The organism is Streptomyces sp. ISL-87 (assembly GCF_018614095.1).
In the GTDB taxonomy this organism is placed as follows: domain Bacteria; phylum Actinomycetota; class Actinomycetes; order Streptomycetales; family Streptomycetaceae; genus Streptomyces.
Genome location: NZ_JAGGOY010000038.1, coordinates 1 through 17,985, shown reverse-complemented (window position 1 = coordinate 17,985; position 17,985 = coordinate 1). Strand labels below are relative to the sequence as shown.

At 71.4% G+C, this 17,985-nt stretch carries 15 protein-coding genes and 1 pseudogene; 11 read left to right on the top strand and 5 right to left on the bottom strand.

Annotated features, from left to right (window positions below; all coding sequences use genetic code 11):
* Positions 1 to 14: 14 nt before the first annotated feature.
* From J7I97_RS14775 to J7I97_RS14770, 3 genes are read left to right on the top strand one after another with little or no spacing between them, the layout of a single operon-like run.
* On the top strand, positions 15 to 563 hold the full coding sequence (locus J7I97_RS14775; protein ID WP_214934929.1) for a DoxX family protein: 549 nt from the start codon (positions 15 to 17) through the stop codon (positions 561 to 563).
* 58 nt (positions 564 to 621) lie between these two features.
* Positions 622 to 966, top strand: a complete 345-nt coding sequence (locus J7I97_RS38495; protein ID WP_251058828.1) for a hypothetical protein — start codon at positions 622 to 624, stop codon at positions 964 to 966.
* Positions 967 to 982: 16 nt separating this feature from the next.
* Entirely contained in the window at positions 983 to 1,726 is a 744-nt protein-coding gene (locus J7I97_RS14770; RefSeq protein WP_374195472.1) for an ADP-ribosylglycohydrolase family protein, read from the top strand.
* A 32-nt stretch (positions 1,727 to 1,758) separates the two neighbouring features.
* On the opposite strand, the gene J7I97_RS14765 is transcribed toward J7I97_RS14770, so the two are convergent.
* Together J7I97_RS14765 and J7I97_RS14760 are read right to left on the bottom strand one after the other, a co-directional pair.
* On the bottom strand, positions 1,759 to 2,148 hold the full coding sequence (locus tag J7I97_RS14765) for a hypothetical protein (protein WP_214934927.1): 390 nt from the start codon (positions 2,146 to 2,148) through the stop codon (positions 1,759 to 1,761).
* Between the two features lie 55 nt (positions 2,149 to 2,203).
* A pseudogene (locus tag J7I97_RS14760) lies at positions 2,204 to 2,731 on the bottom strand (ABC transporter ATP-binding protein); the annotation flags it as partial.
* Positions 2,732 to 2,864: 133 nt separating this feature from the next.
* Here J7I97_RS14760 and J7I97_RS14755 point away from each other — a divergent pair.
* Together J7I97_RS14755 and J7I97_RS14750 are read left to right on the top strand one after the other, a co-directional pair.
* Positions 2,865 to 4,034 carry a sensor histidine kinase gene (locus J7I97_RS14755; RefSeq protein WP_214934925.1) on the top strand — a complete coding sequence of 390 codons (1,170 nt, stop codon included), beginning with the start codon at positions 2,865 to 2,867 and terminating at the stop codon, positions 4,032 to 4,034.
* Positions 4,031 to 4,720, top strand: a complete 690-nt coding sequence (locus J7I97_RS14750) for a response regulator transcription factor (RefSeq protein ID WP_214934923.1) — start codon at positions 4,031 to 4,033, stop codon at positions 4,718 to 4,720. Before J7I97_RS14755 ends, J7I97_RS14750 begins: the two co-directional genes overlap by 4 nt.
* A gap of 29 nt (positions 4,721 to 4,749) precedes the next feature.
* On the opposite strand, the gene J7I97_RS14745 is transcribed toward J7I97_RS14750, so the two are convergent.
* Positions 4,750 to 5,397 (bottom strand): DUF5701 family protein, encoded by a 648-nt coding sequence (locus J7I97_RS14745; protein WP_214934921.1) that lies wholly within the window; start codon positions 5,395 to 5,397, stop codon positions 4,750 to 4,752.
* 107 nt (positions 5,398 to 5,504) lie between these two features.
* Between J7I97_RS14745 and J7I97_RS14740 the strand changes: the two genes are divergently transcribed.
* Positions 5,505 to 6,140, top strand: coding sequence for a TetR/AcrR family transcriptional regulator (locus J7I97_RS14740; protein WP_214934919.1), 636 nt, complete (start codon positions 5,505 to 5,507; stop codon positions 6,138 to 6,140).
* Positions 6,141 to 6,222: 82 nt separating this feature from the next.
* On the opposite strand, the gene J7I97_RS14735 is transcribed toward J7I97_RS14740, so the two are convergent.
* Complete coding sequence (locus J7I97_RS14735; RefSeq protein WP_214934916.1) at positions 6,223 to 6,852, bottom strand: TetR/AcrR family transcriptional regulator; 630 nt, start codon at positions 6,850 to 6,852, stop codon at positions 6,223 to 6,225.
* Between the two features lie 110 nt (positions 6,853 to 6,962).
* A complete protein-coding gene (locus J7I97_RS39585) occupies positions 6,963 to 11,147 on the bottom strand; it encodes a type I polyketide synthase (RefSeq protein ID WP_214934914.1) in 4,185 nt (1,394 codons plus the stop codon).
* A gap of 198 nt (positions 11,148 to 11,345) precedes the next feature.
* On the opposite strand from J7I97_RS39585, the gene J7I97_RS14725 reads away from it, so the two are divergent.
* Genes J7I97_RS14725 through J7I97_RS14705 form a run of 5 tightly spaced genes read left to right on the top strand, consistent with a single transcriptional unit; the run spans position 11,346 to position 17,920 of the window.
* A complete protein-coding gene (locus J7I97_RS14725) occupies positions 11,346 to 12,335 on the top strand; it encodes an aldo/keto reductase (protein ID WP_214934912.1) in 990 nt (329 codons plus the stop codon).
* 54 nt (positions 12,336 to 12,389) lie between these two features.
* Entirely contained in the window at positions 12,390 to 14,081 is a 1,692-nt protein-coding gene (locus J7I97_RS14720; RefSeq protein WP_214934910.1) for a GH3 auxin-responsive promoter family protein, read from the top strand.
* Positions 14,082 to 14,098: 17 nt separating this feature from the next.
* Positions 14,099 to 14,977: an alpha/beta fold hydrolase gene (locus J7I97_RS14715; RefSeq protein WP_214934908.1), complete on the top strand. Its 879-nt coding sequence runs from the start codon at positions 14,099 to 14,101 to the stop codon at positions 14,975 to 14,977.
* Positions 14,970 to 16,166 carry an enolase C-terminal domain-like protein gene (locus tag J7I97_RS14710; protein ID WP_308365625.1) on the top strand — a complete coding sequence of 399 codons (1,197 nt, stop codon included), beginning with the start codon at positions 14,970 to 14,972 and terminating at the stop codon, positions 16,164 to 16,166. The genes J7I97_RS14715 and J7I97_RS14710 overlap by 8 nt, the downstream gene beginning before the upstream one ends.
* Entirely contained in the window at positions 16,163 to 17,920 is a 1,758-nt protein-coding gene (locus J7I97_RS14705; RefSeq protein WP_214934906.1) for a thiamine pyrophosphate-binding protein, read from the top strand. Before J7I97_RS14710 ends, J7I97_RS14705 begins: the two co-directional genes overlap by 4 nt.
* The last annotated feature ends 65 nt before the right edge of the window (positions 17,921 to 17,985 follow it).

Genomic DNA, 17,985 nt, shown 5'->3' with positions numbered 1-17,985 from the left:
AAGGTTCCGGCCCCATGCCCCTCGCCCATCGCAAGGACCTCGGACTGCTCGCGCTGCGTCTCGGAGCAGGTGGTGTCCTGATCGCCCACGGTTCACAGAAACTCTTCGGCTGGTTCGGCGGAGGCGGCATCGACGGCACGGCGAAGGGCATGGAACACATGGGCTTCACCCCCGGCCGGCAGAGCGCCATCGCGGCCGGACTCGGCGAGGCCGGCGGCGGTGCGCTGCTCGCGCTGGGTCTCGCGACCCCGGCGGCGGGCGCCGCGGCGGCAGGTGCCATGGCGGGGGCCGTCTCCGTGCACGCTCCGGCGGGGTTCTTCGCCCAGAGCGGCGGATTCGAGTACCCGGCCTTCCTCGGCTACGTCGCGGCCGGTCTCGGCCTCGCCGGACCGGGGCGGTACTCGCTCGACCACCTCACCCGGCACAAGCTGGACCGGCCGGCCGTCGTGGTGCTGGCCTTCACGCTCAGCGCGGCCTTGGCGACCGTCGTCGTCAAACGCCGCAACGAGGCCGTTGCCACCGCGGCCGGCCCCGACGAAGCCCCGGAGGCTGCGGGAGCGTGAGGGTACCGGCCGGCCGGGGAGTTCAGCGCCTTGGGGCCGTCTCATTAGGGTGGCCTCCATGAGCGAGTTGACCGGTTACCAGGAAAACGTCCTGCGCGGCAGGAAGGCGTCCGGAGCGCGCGGCCTCCTGCTCGGACTCGCGCTCGGCGAAACCCTCGGTGCGGCGCGGGGCTCGCTACCGCCGGCCGGGCCACTGCGGGCGGGCGTCTGCACCCAACTGGCGTGCTTCACCGTCGAAGGCTCGATCCGGGCGGTGGTCCGCGGCAGCCACCGGGGCATCTGCCATCCGCCCTCCGTCCTCCGTCCTGTGGCACGCGTACTGCCGATGGGCAGCTCTGCAAGGCATCGAGCCCGATCACATCCGCCGCCGCTGGGATCCGTACGAAACAGGGGGTTGGCCTGACGGCTGGCTCGCCGGGGTGCCGGTGCTCGCGGAGCGCCGGGGTTCCGCACCGGCCACGGTGGAGGCGCTGGTGGGTCTGGAGCAGGGGAAGACCGACGAGCCGGTGACCCGTAGCCGCGGATGGCACGCCCTCGGCCGTACGCTGCCGCTGGCCCTCCTCGGCAGGCCCGAGGCCGTGGACGAGTGGAACAGGCACGCCCGCGACGTCGCGGCGCTCACCCACGGAGACCCGGCCGTCCACTCGGCGGCGTCGCTCGCCACCCTCCTCGCCCGCCGCTGCATCGCCGCCGGATCGATCCGCGAGGGCGCCGAGCGCGCACTGTCCGCCCTCGGTTCCGCCGGTGGTCCAGGAGCGGGCGAGGACGACCGCCTCGCCGCCGCCCTCCACGAGGCCCTCGCCCATCCCGCGGACCCGGCCCGGCTGGCCCGCCTCGCCCCGGACCGGACCGCGCCGTCGGCTCTCCTCGGAGGCCTCTACGCCGCCGCCTCGTTCCCCGAACGGACCGACGTGACCTCCGCGTTGCACTTCGCCTCCGGCGCACCCGACGGCGAGTCCGTGGCCTGCGTGGCGGGCGCACTGCTCGGCGCCGCACACGGCGTGGAGGCCCTGTCCGTGGAACTGGTGAGCCGCCACGAACTGACATGGGTCCTCGACACCCTCGCCCGCGACCTGCACTCCGAGCTCACGGAGTCCCCCAGCGGCAGCGAGTACACCGAGGGCTGGGACCCGCACTGGCGGGAGCGCTACCCGGGCTACTGACGCGCGCAGCTCCTTCCGTGAGGCCGCCGGCCTCACGCGTCCCGGCGCCGGACGGCCACCACGGCGACGGTCACCGAGAGGAGCGCCCAGGCCACGAGCGCGATCCAGGAGCCGGTGATCGTTCCCGGGTACTCGCCCAGGTCTGTGTAGGCGTTGGGGTTGAGAGCCAGCCGGGCCTCGGCATGGAGGGGCAGATGGTTGCCGACCTCCTTCAGGAGCCTGTACCGGTCGCCGCCGAAGAGCATCGGCACGATGAACAGCAGCCCCACGACTGCCACGATCGAGGCCGTGGCGTGCCTCAGGACGGCGCCGAACGCCATCCCGATGAGCGCGCAGACCGGAACGATCAGCGCATACGCCGCGACGGCTCGCAGGCAGCCGGGGTCGTTGATCGAGAGCCCGACGTGGCGGGAGGCCAGCATCGCGTTGGTGGTGAAGAACGAGGCCGTGGAGACGATCAGGCCGAGGCCGAGCGTGATCCTCGGCCAGGCGGCGGAACAGCCCGCGCACCCACAGAACCCCTTCGGGGTCCAGCCCGTTCAGCGGCTCATCGAACAGCAGCACGGGAGGTTCGCCGAGCAGCGCACCGGCGATGCCGAGGCGTTGCTTCATGCCGAGGGAGAACCCGCCGATGCGGCGCCGTGCCGCTTTGGCCAGCCCTACCTCCTGGAGGACCTCTTCCACCCGGGTGAGCGGGATGCGGTTGCTGCGGGCGAGGGCGGACAGGTGGGCCCGCGCGCTGCGTCCGCCGTGGACGTCCTGGGCGTCCAGCAGCGCGCCTACGTGCCGCAGTCCGCGCGGGCGGTCCGCGAAGGGAACCCCGTCGACCGTGGCGGATCCACTGGTCGGGGCGTCAAGGCCCAGGATCATCCGCAGCGTCGTGGATTTGCCGGCGCCGTTCGGGCCCAGGAAGCCGGTTACCTTGCCCGGTTCCACGGTGAAGGTCAGGTTGTCGACGGCCACGGTCTCGCCGTAGCGCTTGGTCAGTCGGATGGTTTCGATCACAGGTCAACGGTGCCGGGGAGGGCTCCGTGCCGGCATCGGCTCCGGGGCCACAATGCGGTCGGGTGCCTGTAGCCCAGGGGATTAAGCCTGTGGGCCAATGGCCCGGCAAGCCCGTACACATACGATCGGCCCCATGACCGTCACCCCCCGTCCGCCCCTGTTCAAACGCGTCCCCCTGGGCCTGTGGGTGGCCGCCCTGTGGTCGACGGTCATCCTGGTGCGCACCCTCCAACGGCCTGGCGAACTGCACCATCTGCTCGAATACCACGGCAACGTCGAGGACGCGCCGCTCCTGGTCACCGCCGTCGTCACGACCCTGGGCGCACTGCTGCTGTTCCGAGCGCCACTGGCGGCCGTGGCCGTGGCGCTCGCGGGCACCCTGTTTTCCCTCGGCATGTCGGTACGGGCAACTCCGTTCGTGCTCTTCCTGCTGGCCAACGGGCTCGTCGGGCACACCGCCGCCACGCGCCCAAGGCGGACCTCGATCCTCACCGCCTCGCTGCCGGTCGCCACGCTGACCGGCTACACGGTCTGGCGTCTGGCGAGCCGGTACGCCTTCAACCCCGCCCTGCCGGCCGCCCTCGCATCGACCACCGTCATCGCCTGGCTGATCGGCAATACGATCCGCCAAGACCACGCCCACGCCCATGCGTTGCGCTCCCAGGCCACGCGGCAGGCGGTCACCGCCGAACGGCTGCGGATCGCCCGGGAACTGCACGACATGGTCGCGCACAGCATCGGCATCATCGCCATCCAGGCCGGCGTGGGCAGCCGTGTGATGGACACCCAGCCCGAGGAGACGCGTAACGCGCTGGACGCCATCGAATCCACCAGCAGGGAGACCCTCGCCGGTCTGCGGCGGATGCTCGGCGCGTTGCGGCAGACCGACCCGCAGTCCGCGCCTCTCGGCCCGGCTCCCGGTCTGGCCGACCTCGATCGGCTGGTCGCCCAGACCAAGGCGGCGGGCGTACGGGTTGACGTGCGGTGGCGGGGCGAGCGTCACGATCTGCCCGCGGAGCTCGACCTGGCGGCGTTCCGCATCATCCAGGAGTCGGTCACCAACGTCGTGCGGCATTCGGGCACCAGGGACTGCAGCGTGACCATTGACCACCAGCAGGACGAACTCGTCATCGAGATCACCGACCTCGGCTGCGCCGGCACTACCGCAGGCTTCGGCTACGGCATCGCCGGAATGCGGGAACGCGTCAGTCTGCTGCACGGCCACTTCAGCGCCGGGCCCCGCCCGGAGGGCGGCTTCCAGGTGGCGGTGCGGCTGCCCACACCGCTGGAGGCCGGAGCGTGATCCGCGTCGTTCTGGTCGACGATCAGCCCCTGATCCGTACCGGCCTGCGTGTCCTCATCTCCGACGCTCCCGATCTGACGGTCGTGGGGGAGGCCGGGAACGGCGCCCAGGCGGTGGAACTGGTCAGGGAGACGCGGCCGGACGTAGCCGTCATGGATATCCGGATGCCCGGTATGGACGGCATCGAGGCCACCCGCCGGATCACCGCGGACCAGGAGTCGCAGACGACCCACGTCCTCATCCTGACCACCTTCGACGATGACGACTACGTCTATGGCGCGCTGCGCGCCGGAGCGAGCGGTTTCCTGGTCAAGGACATGCGGCTGGAGACCATTCTCGACGGGATCAGGACCCTCGCCGCCGGGGACGCACTCATCGCTCCGAGCGTCACGCGCCGTCTCATCGAGGAGTTCGCCGCACGGCCCGAACCCTCCCCCAGCCTCCGGCCGGGGGGACCCCCGGCCACGCCGCTGGTAGCGGTCGACGGCATCACCGATCGCGAGCGAGAGGTTCTGACCCTCGTCGGCCGGGGCCTGTCCAACACCGAGATCGCCGCAGAGCTCTTCATCACCGTCGCCACCGCGAAGGCCCACATCGCCCGGCTGTTCACCAAACTCAGCGCACGCGACCGAGTCCACCTCGTCATCCTCGCCTACGAGTTCGGCCTGGTCTCGTCCACGCGGTGAGTTACCCGCACAGGGCCAGGCCGGCGTGCTCAGCGGCTGCGGTCACCGGTCGAGGCCAGGCCGAGCCAGGTGTGCGGGTTGGCCTCCCAGCACCACCCCAGCTTCGGGGCGCCCTTGCTGATCCACAGGGCCGGCACCCGGCGGTCCCCGAGGCGGGTGCCGCCGAGCGAGAAGCATTTGTTCTTCGCCAGCGCCTCGGGGTACTGGGTGATGAACGCGATGCCCTCCTCCATGGTGAGCGGGGTGCGGCCGCGCTCCGCGACCGCCGCCAGGGCGTTCAGGGGGACGGCGTTGCAGAATTCCTCGCCCCGGTCGACGTCGAAGGCGATGTACGCCTCCCCGTCGGGTAGCGCCAGGTCCGGGATCGAAACGAATCGCTCGAGCTCGCCGGGGGCGTAGAAGCGCTCGATGACCCCGGGCTTGGCCTTGCCGGCGAGCGTGGTCAGCGGCAGCGACTCCTCGATGGGGACGAGCGCCCTGGTAACCACCAGCAGGAACGGCACCCGGCCCTCGGTCGGCGGCTCCATCGTGACCGCGCGTGCGAGAACCTGCTCGCGCAGCGGGGTGACGAGAGCGCGGAATGCCGTCTCCCCCATCCTGGCGAGCCCCGGATATCCGCGCTCGGCCAACGTGGCGACCTGGCGGTCGAACTCAGCAGCGGCATCAAAACCGGTCACATGAAGCCTTTCTGGGGCAACGCGGGAATCTTACTATCGACGTAAATTTAGCCTGGGCGCATGAAGTTCGTCAAGGGTAAATTTACGACGGATGTAAGATTCTCTCCATGGGTACTGAACCGCTGGGGCTCCGCGAGTCCAAGAAGCAGGAGACCAGGCAGCTCATCTCCGATCACGCGACCAGGCTGTTCATCGAGAACGGCTTCGAGTCCACGACGATCGCCGAGATCGCGGCAGCCGCCCGGGTGGCCAAGAAGACGGTCACCAACTACTTCGCCCTCAAAGAGGACTTGGCGTTCGACCGCCAGGAGGAGTTCGTCACCGGCCTCGCCCGCACCGTCTCCGGCCGGGCCGTGGGGGAGTCGGCACTCGTGGCGCTGCGCCGCGCCTTCTTCGACTCGGTGGAGCGGCAGGATCCTGTGATCGGGTTCTCCGGGGAGGTATTCGCCCGGATGATCACGGAGAGCCCCACGCTGCTGGCCCGCCTGCGCGAGATGCACGACCAGCGCGAAGGCGCGCTCGCCGAACTCCTCTCGACCGAGACCGGAGCCGGCCCCGAGGACATCACCCCTCGGGCGGCGGCAGCCCAACTGGGCAGCGCCCACAGGGTTCTGTTCCAGCAGACCCTGGAGCTCACGCTCGACGGCCACGACAACGAGCGGATCGCCGAGATGGTGTCCCGGTCGGCCCATCGGGTCTTCGAACTACTGCGGGGCCCGCTTGCCGGCTACGCCGTGAAATGACGGCCGCGGCCCGCGCGCGCTCGCCGCCCGGCTGTGGGCCGGGACGGCGCGCGGGCCGGCAGTCGCCTCGGCGCCATCGCGCCTATCGCCCCGTCGCCATAATTCCGTGGAGGAAAATACCGAGAACTCCATGAAGTTCGTCATGCAGGGAAATGTCCGGATCCGATTCCCGGGACCAGCGGTAAAGCACTCCCAGATAGACATCGCGCAGGACATTTCCCACCCGCTGCGGGTCCAGGTCGGGCGAGATCTCGCCCACGGCACGCCCGGTCTGGAGAATTCCGGCGAAAATCTCGGCGGCGAACGGCTCTTCGAGGAGCGGGCGGCCGGCCTTCACCCATGCGGTGAGCATCGCCCCCGCGATCTCCCGCTCCTCCTCGTTGATATCGGCTAGCGCCGCCATGCATCGTTCGAGCTGGGAGGTCACGCTCCCGCCGCGATGGGGCTCCACCATCTCAAGACGCTCCCGCAGCCTCTGCCGTCGCTGTTCACCCCATGCGGTGATGAGGTCTTCCTTGCGGGAGAAATAGTTGAAGAAAGTCCCACGCGCGACATCCGCGCGCTCGGCGATCTCGTCGATCGTGGTCTTGTCGTAGCCCTGTTCGGCGAACAACGCGAGCGCCGAGGCGTAGACACTCTCCCGGACTTTCTGTTTGTTCCGTTCACGACGCCCCGGGGGGATGCGGGTGGTCGGGGTGGGGAGTGGCTCCATTGCGCTATTCCGTTCAGCAGGTCGGCATGTGCTGCCCGTACATTGACTCCCAATTAACTTTAGATTGCGGTCAACCTTTCTGGCAATGCCCCCGCACCCCCCTGCCACCGTCATCCGGCCGGATCGCGCAGTACCTCCGCCACGCTCGCACCGCCCAGCAGCCGGTCCACCTCGATGTCCACGCCGTGGTCCTCGCGGACCCGTCGGCGCAGCCTCGTCGCCATGAGGGAGTCAAGCCCGAAGTCCCGCAGCGGCCTTCGGGGATCGAGCAGCTCGGCAGGCATCCCGAGCACCACGGCCGCATGGGCGGCGAAGGCCTCGGCCGTGAGTGCGGCAGGGGTCGACAGCGGCAGAGGCCGAGACGCGGGAGGGGGCGATACCCGCGGCGTGACCGCCGGTGTGGCCGCCGACGTGCCCGCACGCGAACCCGCCGAAGCCGAACCCGCCGAACCCGAACCCGGCGACCCCGCCGCCCGCAGCCGGATCCCCTCGAAGGCGGCGATCCCGCGCCCGTCGGCGCCCACCACGTCGACGTCGGCCCGGTCGGCGGCCGCCGTGCGACGGGCGATGCTCCAGAACTCCCCGTCGAGCCGGCCCGAGAGCCGGACCCGGTCGAAGGAGACGGGCAGCCTCAGCTCCGGCGGCAAGGCGGCGATCAATGGCTGGAATACGGACTCCAGCGACGCGGGGTAGGGAACCTCCGGCGTCGCCATCCGGGCGACCGCCTCGCCGGCCCCGGTCCACAGCCGGCCCACGCCGTCGAAGCGGGGGTCGATCGTGTAGCCGCGTTCGGCGGCCAGCTCCCGGAAGGCGGCGGCGCGGTGGAACCGCGTGCACCGCTCCAGTGCAGCGTCGACCCGGGCGGATCCGGCGGCGCCCTCGCCCTCCCCGGCTCCGTCCTCCTGGGTGTCCGCGGCAGCCGGCCTCAGCCGTGCCTGCAGGCATACGGCGCTCGTCCCCGCGCCGAGGGCCTCGACGAGGACTTCCCACTCCCCTGCGCCGGCCGCGGCGGCGACGGTGGTGCGCAGCGAGAGGCCGTCCGCCTCGCCCGCGTCCACGTACGTGTCGCCCAGCCGGGCGTCGACCAGCTCCAGGTCGGCGGTTCCGGTCAGTTCGCGCCCCGCGTCCAGAGCCGCCGCGAGGTAGACCACCGGCGGTACGGGCGTCAGCCCGTGCACGGACACCGCGCTCCCCCACTCCCGCGAGCCCCACGCGGTGAGCGGCGTCTCGCGTACGAAGGGGGTCCGCCGCCCGGTGAGCGCCGCCGGGGCCTGCGGCAGCGGCAGCCGGAACGCCTGGGCGTCCCAGCTGTAGCGGGGCAGCGGCACATGCGCCGCCGGGGCGCCGAACCACCGCTCCCACACCACCTCGCCGCCGTGCCCGTACACCTGGCCGAGGGCCTGGGTCAGCGCGGTCCGCTCGTCCTGTCCGCGGCGCAGCGAGGGTACGGCCGCTCCCGCCGCCCCTGCCTCGCGCTGGGTCTCCTCTACGGCGCCTACGAGCAGGGGGTGCGGGCTGATCTCGACGAACACGGGGGCGTCCGCCTTCAGAACGCCGCGCACGGTGTCGACGAACCGCACCGGCTGGCGGAGGTTGTCCATCCAGTACGCGGGGTCGAGGTCGGGGCCGGTCACCGGGGCGCACCGGGTGGTGGAGGTCATGGCGGTGTGCGTCCTGGTGGGGGCCAGCGAGCGCAGGGCGGCGGGCAGTTCGTCGCGCAGGGCGTCCATGGCCGGTGAGTGCGAGGCGACGTCCACGCGGACCGGGCGGCAGAACACGTCCCGCGTCGCGAGCTCGTCGCCGATCCGCCGCAGGGCCTCGGCGTCGCCGGCCAGGACGGTGCCGAGCGGGGCGTTCTCGGCGGCGACGCAGACCGCGTCCCCGTACGCGGCTGCGGTCTCCCGCGCCTCGTCGGCGGACAGTTCGACCGCGAGCATGGCGCCCTGCCCGGCCAGCCGCTTCATCAGCCTGCTGCGGCGGCAGATGACGGCGGCCGCGTCGGTGAGGGAGAGCGCGCCGACGGCCTGTGCGGCGGCGGCTTCGCCCATGCTGTGGCCGATGCAGAGGTCCGGTGCGACGCCCATGGCCTGCCAGGTCGCGGCGAGCGCCACCTCCATGGACCAGAGCAGCGGCTGGACGACGTCGATGTCCGTGGGCAGTTCGTCGCGCTCCAGCAGGGCGGCCGGGGACCAGCCGAGTTCCGCGCGTACGGCTTCGTCGCAGGCGGTCATGGCGGCCGCGAAGGCCGGCGAGGCGGCCAGGAGGCCGTGGCCCATCCGGGGCCATTGGGAGCCCTGGCCGGGGAAGACGAAGACGGTGCGGCGCGGCGAGAAGCCGGCTTCGGCGACGCCGGCGCCGGGTACCTCGCGGCCGTCGGCGAGCGCGGTCAGGGCGGCGGCGAGTTCGCCGTGCGTGGCGGCCACGGCCCACAGCCGGTACGGGTGCGCGTCCCGGCGCAGGGCCGCCGCCGCGCACAGGTCCCGCAGGGGTACGTCCCGCCCGGGGCCGGTGGGGCCCAGGTGCGCGGCGTACGAGCGGGCCAGCGCGAGCAGGGAGGCGTGCGATCGGGCGGAGAGGACGAGCAACTGCGGGTCGGCCGCCCCGGCTCCGAAGGGCGCCAAGGCCGGACCGGCCGCCGGATCCGTCGCCCCTCCGGTCGTCGGCCCCAACGCCGGACCGGTCGCCGCTTCCGTCGCCCCTCCGGTCGTCGGCCCCGCCGCCGGACCAGTCGCCGGACCGGTCACCGTGCTCGTCGCCACGCCAGTCGCCGGCCCCGCCGCCGGACCAGTCGCCGGACCGGTCACCGTGCTCGTCGCCACGCCAGTCGCCGGCCCCGCCGCCGGACCAGTCGCCGAGCCAATCGCCGAGCCAGTCGCCGGCGCCGCCGCCAGGCCCGTCGCCCCGCCAGTCGCCGTTCCGGCGACGCGCGCATCGCCAACGGCGTCCCGCGCTGCGCCCCGCACGCCGTCCCCGCCCGAGCCCTCGTCCCCGTAAGCGCTCACCACCACATGCGCGTTGGTGCCCGAGATGCCGAAGGAGCTCACGCCGAGCAGCGCCGGCCCGGCGGTCGTGGCCAGTGGGCGGTTGGCGGTGACGACCTCCAGCGGGGCGTCATCGGCCGCGAGGATCTCGTGGGGCGCGGTGACGTGCAGGGAGGCGGGAATGAGGCCGTGCCGGGCGATGAGCACGGCCTTGATGAGGCCGGCGATGCCCGCGGCGGCCTCTGCGTGACCGATGTTGGTCTTCACCGAGCCGATGAGCAGCGGGTCCCCGGGTCGTCTGTGGCCGGTCACCGCTTCGGTGAGCGCGCGGAGTTCGACCCCGTCGCCCGCGACGGTACCGGTGCCGTGCGCCTCTACGTACCGCAGGTCGGCCGGGTCGATTCCGGCGGCCTGCCAGGCGGTACGGGCGGTCTGCACCTGCCCTGCGACGGCGGGCTGGAGCAGCAGGCCGCTGCCGCGCCCGTCGTTGACGACCGCGCTGCCGCGCAGGACGGCGAGGACCGGGTCGCCGTCGCGCCGGGCGTCGGAGAGCCGTTTGAGGACGACGGCTCCGACGCCCTCGCTGCGGACGAACCCGTCGGCCGACGCGTCGCCGAACTTGCAGCGCCCGTCCGGGGCGAGCATGCCGGCCTGGGAGTACGCGATCGCGTCGGCCGGGGACAGGATGAAGCTGACGCCTCCCGCGACGGCCAGGTCGCTCTCGCCGGCCAGCAGGCTCTGCCGCGCGGTGTGCACGGCGACGAGCGAGGAGGAGCAGGCCGTGTCCAGGACGAGGCTGGGACCGCGCAGGTCGAAGGCGTAGGAGACGCGCCCCGCCGTCGTGGCCCGCAGTCGGCTGCCGGCCGCGCTGCGGATGTCCCGGACGGCGTGTTCGGCGCCCACTTCGCCGTACTCGGCGGTGGCCTGGCCGACGAAGACGCCAGTCCGGGAGCCCGCGAGCGCCGAGGGGCGGATCCCGGCGTCCTCGAACGCCTCCCACACGACGTGCAGCAGCAGGCGCTGCTGCGGGTCCATGTCCCGGGCCTCGGCATGGGATATCCCGAAGAACAGGGCGTCGAACGCGAAGGCCTCGGAGAGGAATCCGCCGTGGCGCGAGGCGGTCCGGCCCGGTGGCGCAGGGGCCGGGTGGTAGACGGCGTCGATGTCGAAGCGGTCGGCCGGGACTTCCCCGACGGCGTCCGCGTTGCGGGTCATCAGGTGCCAGAACTCCTCGACGCCGTCCGCGCCTGGGAACCGGCACCCCATGCCGACGACCGCGATCTCGTCACCCTGCTTCTGAACCAACGATGTCATCTCTCCCCCTCATCGCTATGCCCTGACGCGTCCAAGAATAGACGAGGAGTCAAGTTTGCTCTGCCGTTGAGGCACCTTGTGGGGAGGTTTAACACGGTGTTGACACAGCATCGACGTGACTTGGGACACACAAATCTTGACCTGGAGTACAAACATGGTTTCTGATCTAACTCCCCGAAGCGAACGGAGAACGCACCGATGGAGCACACGAAACTCGGCCGGCAGGGACTTGAGGTCTCGCGTATGGGCCTCGGCTGCATGGGGATGAGCCAGTGGTACGGCACCCCCGACGACACCGAGTCGATCGCGACCATCCACCGCGCCCTGGACCTGGGCGTCACCCTCCTCGACACCGCCGAGGCCTACGGCCCCTACGACAACGAGGAGTTGCTGGGCACCGCCCTGAACGGCCGCCGGGAACAGGCCGTCATCGCGACGAAGTTCGGCTTCCCGATGAAGCTGAAGGACGGCACCACGGCGCCGGTGGACAGCCGGCCCGCCCACATCGTCGAGGTGGTCGAGGCCTCGCTGCGGCGGCTGCGCACCGACTACATCGACGTCCTGTACCAGCACCGCGTCGACCCGGACGTCCCCATCGAGGACGTCGTGGGCACGATGGCGGAGCTGGTCTCCCAGGGCAAGGTCCGCTACCTGGGGCTGTGCGAGGCGAGCGAGAACACCATCGCCCGCGCGCACGCCGTGCACCCGCTGTCCGTCGTCCAGAGCGAGTTCTCGGTCTGGGAGCGCAATCTCGAGGACGGCGTCTTGCCGCTGCTGCGTTCGCTCGGCATCGGGCTCGTCGGGTTCTGCCCGCTCGGCCGCGGCTTCCTGACCGGCTCGGTCGACCGCGCCGAGAGCTACCCCGAGTCCGACTTCCGCAGCCACGACCCGCGCCTCCAGGGGTCGAACTACGACCACAACATGGCCATCGCCGGGCGCATCCGCGAACTGGCGGAGCAGCACGGCCTCACGCCGGCGCAGCTCGCCATCGCGTGGGTACTGCATCAGGGCGAGGACATCGTGCCGATCCCGGGCACCAAGCGCCGTACCTACCTGGAGGACAACCTCCAGGCCGCCTCGGTCGTGCTGGACGCGGATCTGCTGGCCCGGATCGAGGAGATCGCGGCCCCCGGCAAGGTCGCCGGCCCCCGCTACAACGACCGGATGATGGCGCTCATCGACCGCTGAGCCCCGCTCCGGCCCTCCCTCACCTCTCCTTACACATCGGAGTGCATCACCACCATGGCCACACACCACGGGTCGCTCTGGCAGGAACACTGGACAGCGCGCCGGGAGCCCTTCGCGGAGGAATGCCGGCGGGCCCGCGCCGACCTCCTCGCCGATCTGCGGGATCCGGCGGCGACGCAGGAGCGCGTCCTGGCCGACATCATCGAATACAGCGCGGGCTCCCTGCACTGGAGGGAGAACGGCTACGACGCCGTCCGCGTCGAGCCGGCGTCCTTCCGCAAGGTCCTGCCGATCATGCGGTACGACGACTTCGCCGAGCCCATCGAGCGCGAGACCCGCACCAAGGGCGGGGTCCTCACCTGCAGCCCCGTACTGCGCTGGCTCAAGACGAGCGGCACCACCGGAACGCCGAAGCGGGTTCCGTACACCCTGCATTGGCTGCTCACCTACCGCATCCCCGCGATGAAGGCGATGTGGGGCACCTACCTGGAGCAGCACCCCGAACTCCTGGCGCACCCGCACGCCACGCTGGACACCCAGACGGTGCGCGAGGACGTGCTCGACTTCGTCCACGGCGTCGAGCACCAGGCGATCAGCAACCGCCACCCGCAGATCAACAGCCAGGACTGGAACCCGCCGTGGTACGACGCGCCGTGGTTCGGGCCGCAGACGCCGACCTCCCACGAGGGCCGGATGTACCACCGCATCAGGCACCTGGCCGGCCGGGACCTGCACTACATCTCCGCGATCAACCCCAGCACCCTGGTGTCGCTGCGGGACCTGATCGCCGTGCACGGCGGCCGGCTGGTGGCGGACCTGCGCGCCGGGACGCTGGAGGGCGCTCCGTACGGGGAGCCCGACGAGGCGGCGGCCGCGCACCTGGAGGCCGTACTGCGCGATCCGTCGTTCAGCCTCAAGGACGTCTGGCCGTCCCTGACCCTCTACAGCTGCTGGCTCTCCGCCTCGGCGGGTCTGTACCGGGGCAAGCTGGACGCCGTACTGCCCGGTGTCGACAAGCTGCCGTTCATGACCTGCGGGACGGAGGGTGTCACCACCATCCCGGTGGACGGGACGACGTACTCCCAGCCCCTCGCGGTCAGTCAGGCGTTCTTCGAGTTCGTGCCAGCCGAAGTGCCGCTCGGGGAGATCCTCGAAAGCGGCGGCACGGTCAGCACCCTGCTCTTCGACGAGGTCGAGGCCGGCCGGGACTACCACCTGATCATGTCCCAGGGGAACGGCCTGTACCGGCTGTGGACCGGGGACATCTACCACGTGGACCGCGTCGACGGCGGCGTGCCGTGGATCCACTTCGTGCGCCGCAGCGGGGTCTTCCATTCCTTCACCGGCGAGAAGATCACCGAAGCGCAGGTCACCGAGGCGATCGAAGGCGGCTTCCGCCTGCTCGGCCTGGACATGGGGCTGTACCTGTGCGGGCCGCGCTGGGCCGAGCCGCCGCACTACGTGGCCGTCGTCGAGACTGACGCGGCCGGCGGGCCCGAGGACGCCGATGGCCGGCTGGCCGCGGCGCTCTCCGCGCGGATCGACGAGCAGCTCAGCCTGATCAACATCGAGTACGCGTCCAAGCGCGACAGCGGCCGGCTGGACCCGATCGACGTCGTACCGGTCGCCCAGGGCGCCGTCGGGGCGTACTTCGAGAGTCGCCGGACCGGCGGCAACACCACGCAGTACAAGTACAAGCCGTTCCAGCAAGACATCGCTTTCGTCTCCGAGATCACCGGAAACTGAGAAGGGGGAACACCGACATGCTCGAACTCACCCGGGCACCGCAGAGCACCCGCAAGGAGATCGTCACCGTCCGGCGGCCCGGCGCGGACCTGGCCCTGCACGTATGGCGGCCCGGCACGCTCAAGGGCGCCGTCTTCTACTTCCACGGCCTGCAGAGCCACGCCGGCTGGCTGTGGGAGGCCGGCCCGCAGTTCGCCGACAACGACATCGCCTTCTACGTACTCGACCGGCGCGGCAGCGGCATCAGCGAGGGCGAGCGCAGCGAGATACCCGACGCCCGGACCCTCCTGGACGACTACGCGGCCGCCATCGCCGCCGTCCGCGCCGAGATCGGCGAGGAGATCCCGCTGACCCTGTTCGGGCACTGCCTCGGCGGGTCGTTCATGGCCGCGCTCATGCACGATCCGGCTTTCCAGGTCCCGTACGACGGGGCGGTGTTCTGCTCCACCTGGCTCGGCAAGCTCCACGCGACCCTCTCGGACGGCGAACGCGCCGCGCTGGCGGCGGACAACAGCACCGAACCGTGGGACGCGGGCCTGGAGTCGGCGGACTTCACCGACGACCCGAAGTACCGGCGCTACATCGACAATGACGACCTCGCCGTCCGCACGCTGACCCGGCGTTCCCGGGCCGTGCTCCTGCGCCTTGAGGAGTACTACATGAACGCCGGGCGTGAACTCCCCGACGTTCCGGCCGCGTTCGTGTCGGGGCTGACCGACCCGATCGTCGATCTCGACGACGCGCACAAGACGTACATCGAGATGACCCGGGGCCGCGGCTCCCTCCACAAGTTCCCCACGGGGAAGCATTACCTGTTCTACACCGGTGTCCGCCGCGGCCTGGTCAACTGGACCTCGGCGTTCACCCTGCTCCCGGGGCTGGAGCACCGTGGCTGAAGCCCTGCTCCACCATGTCACCCTGCCCATGCGGACGGGCTTCGACCACCCGGCGGCCCGCCGCCGGAACTCCGACAGCCTCCTCCTCAGCCTCACGGTCGACGGACACCGCGGACTCGGCGAATGCGCGCCCCGCCCGTACGTCACCGGCGAGAGCAGTGACGGCGTACGGGCCGCCCTTCAGCGCCTCGACCTCGGGCCGCTCTTCAGGCGGCTTCGCTCCATTCCCCCCGCGGACCTGCTCGACGCCCTCCGCTCGGCCGGCTTCGAGGAGACCTTCGGCATCACCGGCGGCAACAACCTGGTGTGCCTGCTGGAGACCGCCGTCATCGATCTGCTCGGCCGACGCCTGGGCACCCCGGTCCGGGACCTGCTCCCCGACGGCCTCGGGGACACACCGCTGCCCGCCGACGAGCCGCTCCCCGTCTCCCAGGTCCTCGACCTGGGCACGGATCCGCAGGAGTTCCTCGACACCCGGGGCCCCTTCCACTTCGTGAAGATCAAGGCCTCCGACGACCCCGCCCGCGACGTCCGGACCGTGGCAGCGATCCGCGACCGGCTGGGCGAGGCCGTCCCGGTCATGGTCGACGCCAACATGAGCTGGAGCCCCGACACCGCGGCCGGCCTGGTCAAACGGCTGCGCGACGCGGGCGCCGACCTCTTCGAGGAGCCCCTGCCAAAGCGGTCCTGGGCCGCCCTGCGGGAGCTGCGCCGGAGCACCGGCGCCACGGTGATGCTCGACGAGTCGCTCAGCGGCCCCGCCGACGCGCACACCGCGGTACGCAGCGGCGCCTGCGACGCCTTCAACGTCCGGGTGTCCAAGTGCGGCGGCCTGTTCCACTCGGCCCGGGTCATCGAGTTCTCCCGCGCGCACGGCATCGCCTTCCAGATCGGCGTGCAGGTCGCCGAGGTCGGGCCGCTGATCAACGCCGGCCGGGCACTGGCCTTCCGCAACCCCGACGCGCTGACCGTCGAGGCCGGCCAGAGCGACCGGTTCTTCGACCGCATGGTCGTCTCCCCCCGGCCGGCGGTCGACCGCGGCACCAACACCATCTCCCCCGTCGACGCCGCCGGGTTCGGCCTGGAGCTCGACGCGAGCGCCGGACCCTACGCGGTACTCGCATTCACCGAAGGCAAGGAACTGTGGCATCCCCCGACTCCGGACCCGCTGACGAAGGCCCGGGCATGACGACGTACTTCTCCGACCTGGTCGTGGCCTTCCTGCGGCAGCAGGACATCGACCTGGTGGCCTTCAACCCCGGCGCCTCCTTCCGCGGGGTGCACGACTCGCTGGTGCACGAGGGCAACGCCGGTATCGCGCCGGGCATCGTGATGGCCTGCCACGAGGAGATCGCGGTCGCCGTCGCCCACGGCTATCACAAGGCGAGCAACCGGCACATGGCCGTCTTCGTACACGCCAACGTCGGTCTGCTGCACGCCTCGATGGCCATCTTCAACGCCTGGTGCGACCGGGTGCCGCTGCTGGTCGTGGGTGGCAACGGCCCGATCGACGCCGCCAAGCGCCGACCGTGGATCGACTGGATCCACACCTCGCAGAACATCGAATCCGTGGTCAAGGACTACGTGAAGTGGTGCGACCAGCCCACGAGCCAGCGCGCCACCATCGAATCCCTCTACCGCGCCTTCCGGCTCACCCGCACCGAGGCCCAGGCGCCCGTGTTCGTGGCGCTCGACTTCGACGTGCAGGAACAGCCGGTCGAGGAGGGCGTACGGCTGCTGCCCGCGCACGCGACCCGCCCCGCGGCCCTGCCCGGACCCGCGCCCGAGACCGTACGGGATCTCACACGGCGCCTGCTCGACGCCGAACTCCCCGTACTGATCACCGACTTCTCCGGACGGGAGCCGCGGACCGTTGCCGAAGTGATCGCGCTCGCCGAGGCCCTGGGACTCGCGGTCGTCGACCGCGGCAACCGGATGAACTTCCCCACGACGCACGAACTGAACGTGAGCGGGGCGACGGACACGGGGCTCCTGCGGGAGGCCGACCTCGTCATCGCGCTGGAGGTACAGGATCTGGTCGGCGCCCTCGGCTCGTTCCTGGAGCTGACCGACCAGGGCACGCCGGAGAACGGCGCCCACGTCGTCACCATCGGCACGGGGGACCTGCTGACCAGCAAGTGGGCCGCCGACTACCAGCAGTTCGTCCCCGTCGCCGACGCGGTCGTCGCGGACAGCCTGCGTACCCTCACCGCGCTGCGCTCGGCCGCCGAGGACCCCGACGGCCCGTTCGCCGCCCCCTCGTTCACCGAGCGCCGCGATACGCGGGCCAAGGCGCTCGCCGCTGCCCACACCCGGGCGCGTACCGGGTGGGCGGAGCAGGCCGCGGCAGCGAAGGGGCGCGATGTCATCAACGTCGCGGCCGCCGTCGACGAGATCCACCGTGCGGTGCGGGACGAGCCGTGGGTCCTCACCAACACCGGCAGCCTGACCATCGACGGCTGGGTGAAGAAGCTCTGGCCCGTCGAGCGGCCGCAGAGCTACCTCGGCCTCAACGGCGGCGGCGGCCTCGGCTACGGCCTCGGGGCCTCGGTCGGCGCCGCGCTGGCCCTCAAGGACGAGGACCGGCTGTGCGTCAACCTCCAGGCCGACGGCGACCTGCTCTACACGCCCAGCGCGCTGTGGACGTTGTCCGCGTACGACGTCCCGCTCCTGGTCATCGTCATGAACAACCGGCTCTACCTGAACTCCACCCAGCACGCCGCGCGCGTCGCCGGGAACCGGGACCGCGACATCGACCGCGCCCACATCGCGACGAGCTTCTACGACAACCCCGTCGACTTCGTCGGCCTCGCGCGGTCGTACGGGATCCACGCGCTGCCCCGGGTCGAGGCCGTCGCCGGCATCGCACCGGCGGTCGCGGAGGCCGTCGCGTACATCAAGGAGCACGGGAAGCCGGCGCTCGTCGAAATCCTCATGGAGTGAGCGCGTGAGCGGGGGCGGGCGGGCGGCCCGGCCTGTCGCCGGCCGCCCGCCCCCGCCCCCGCCCC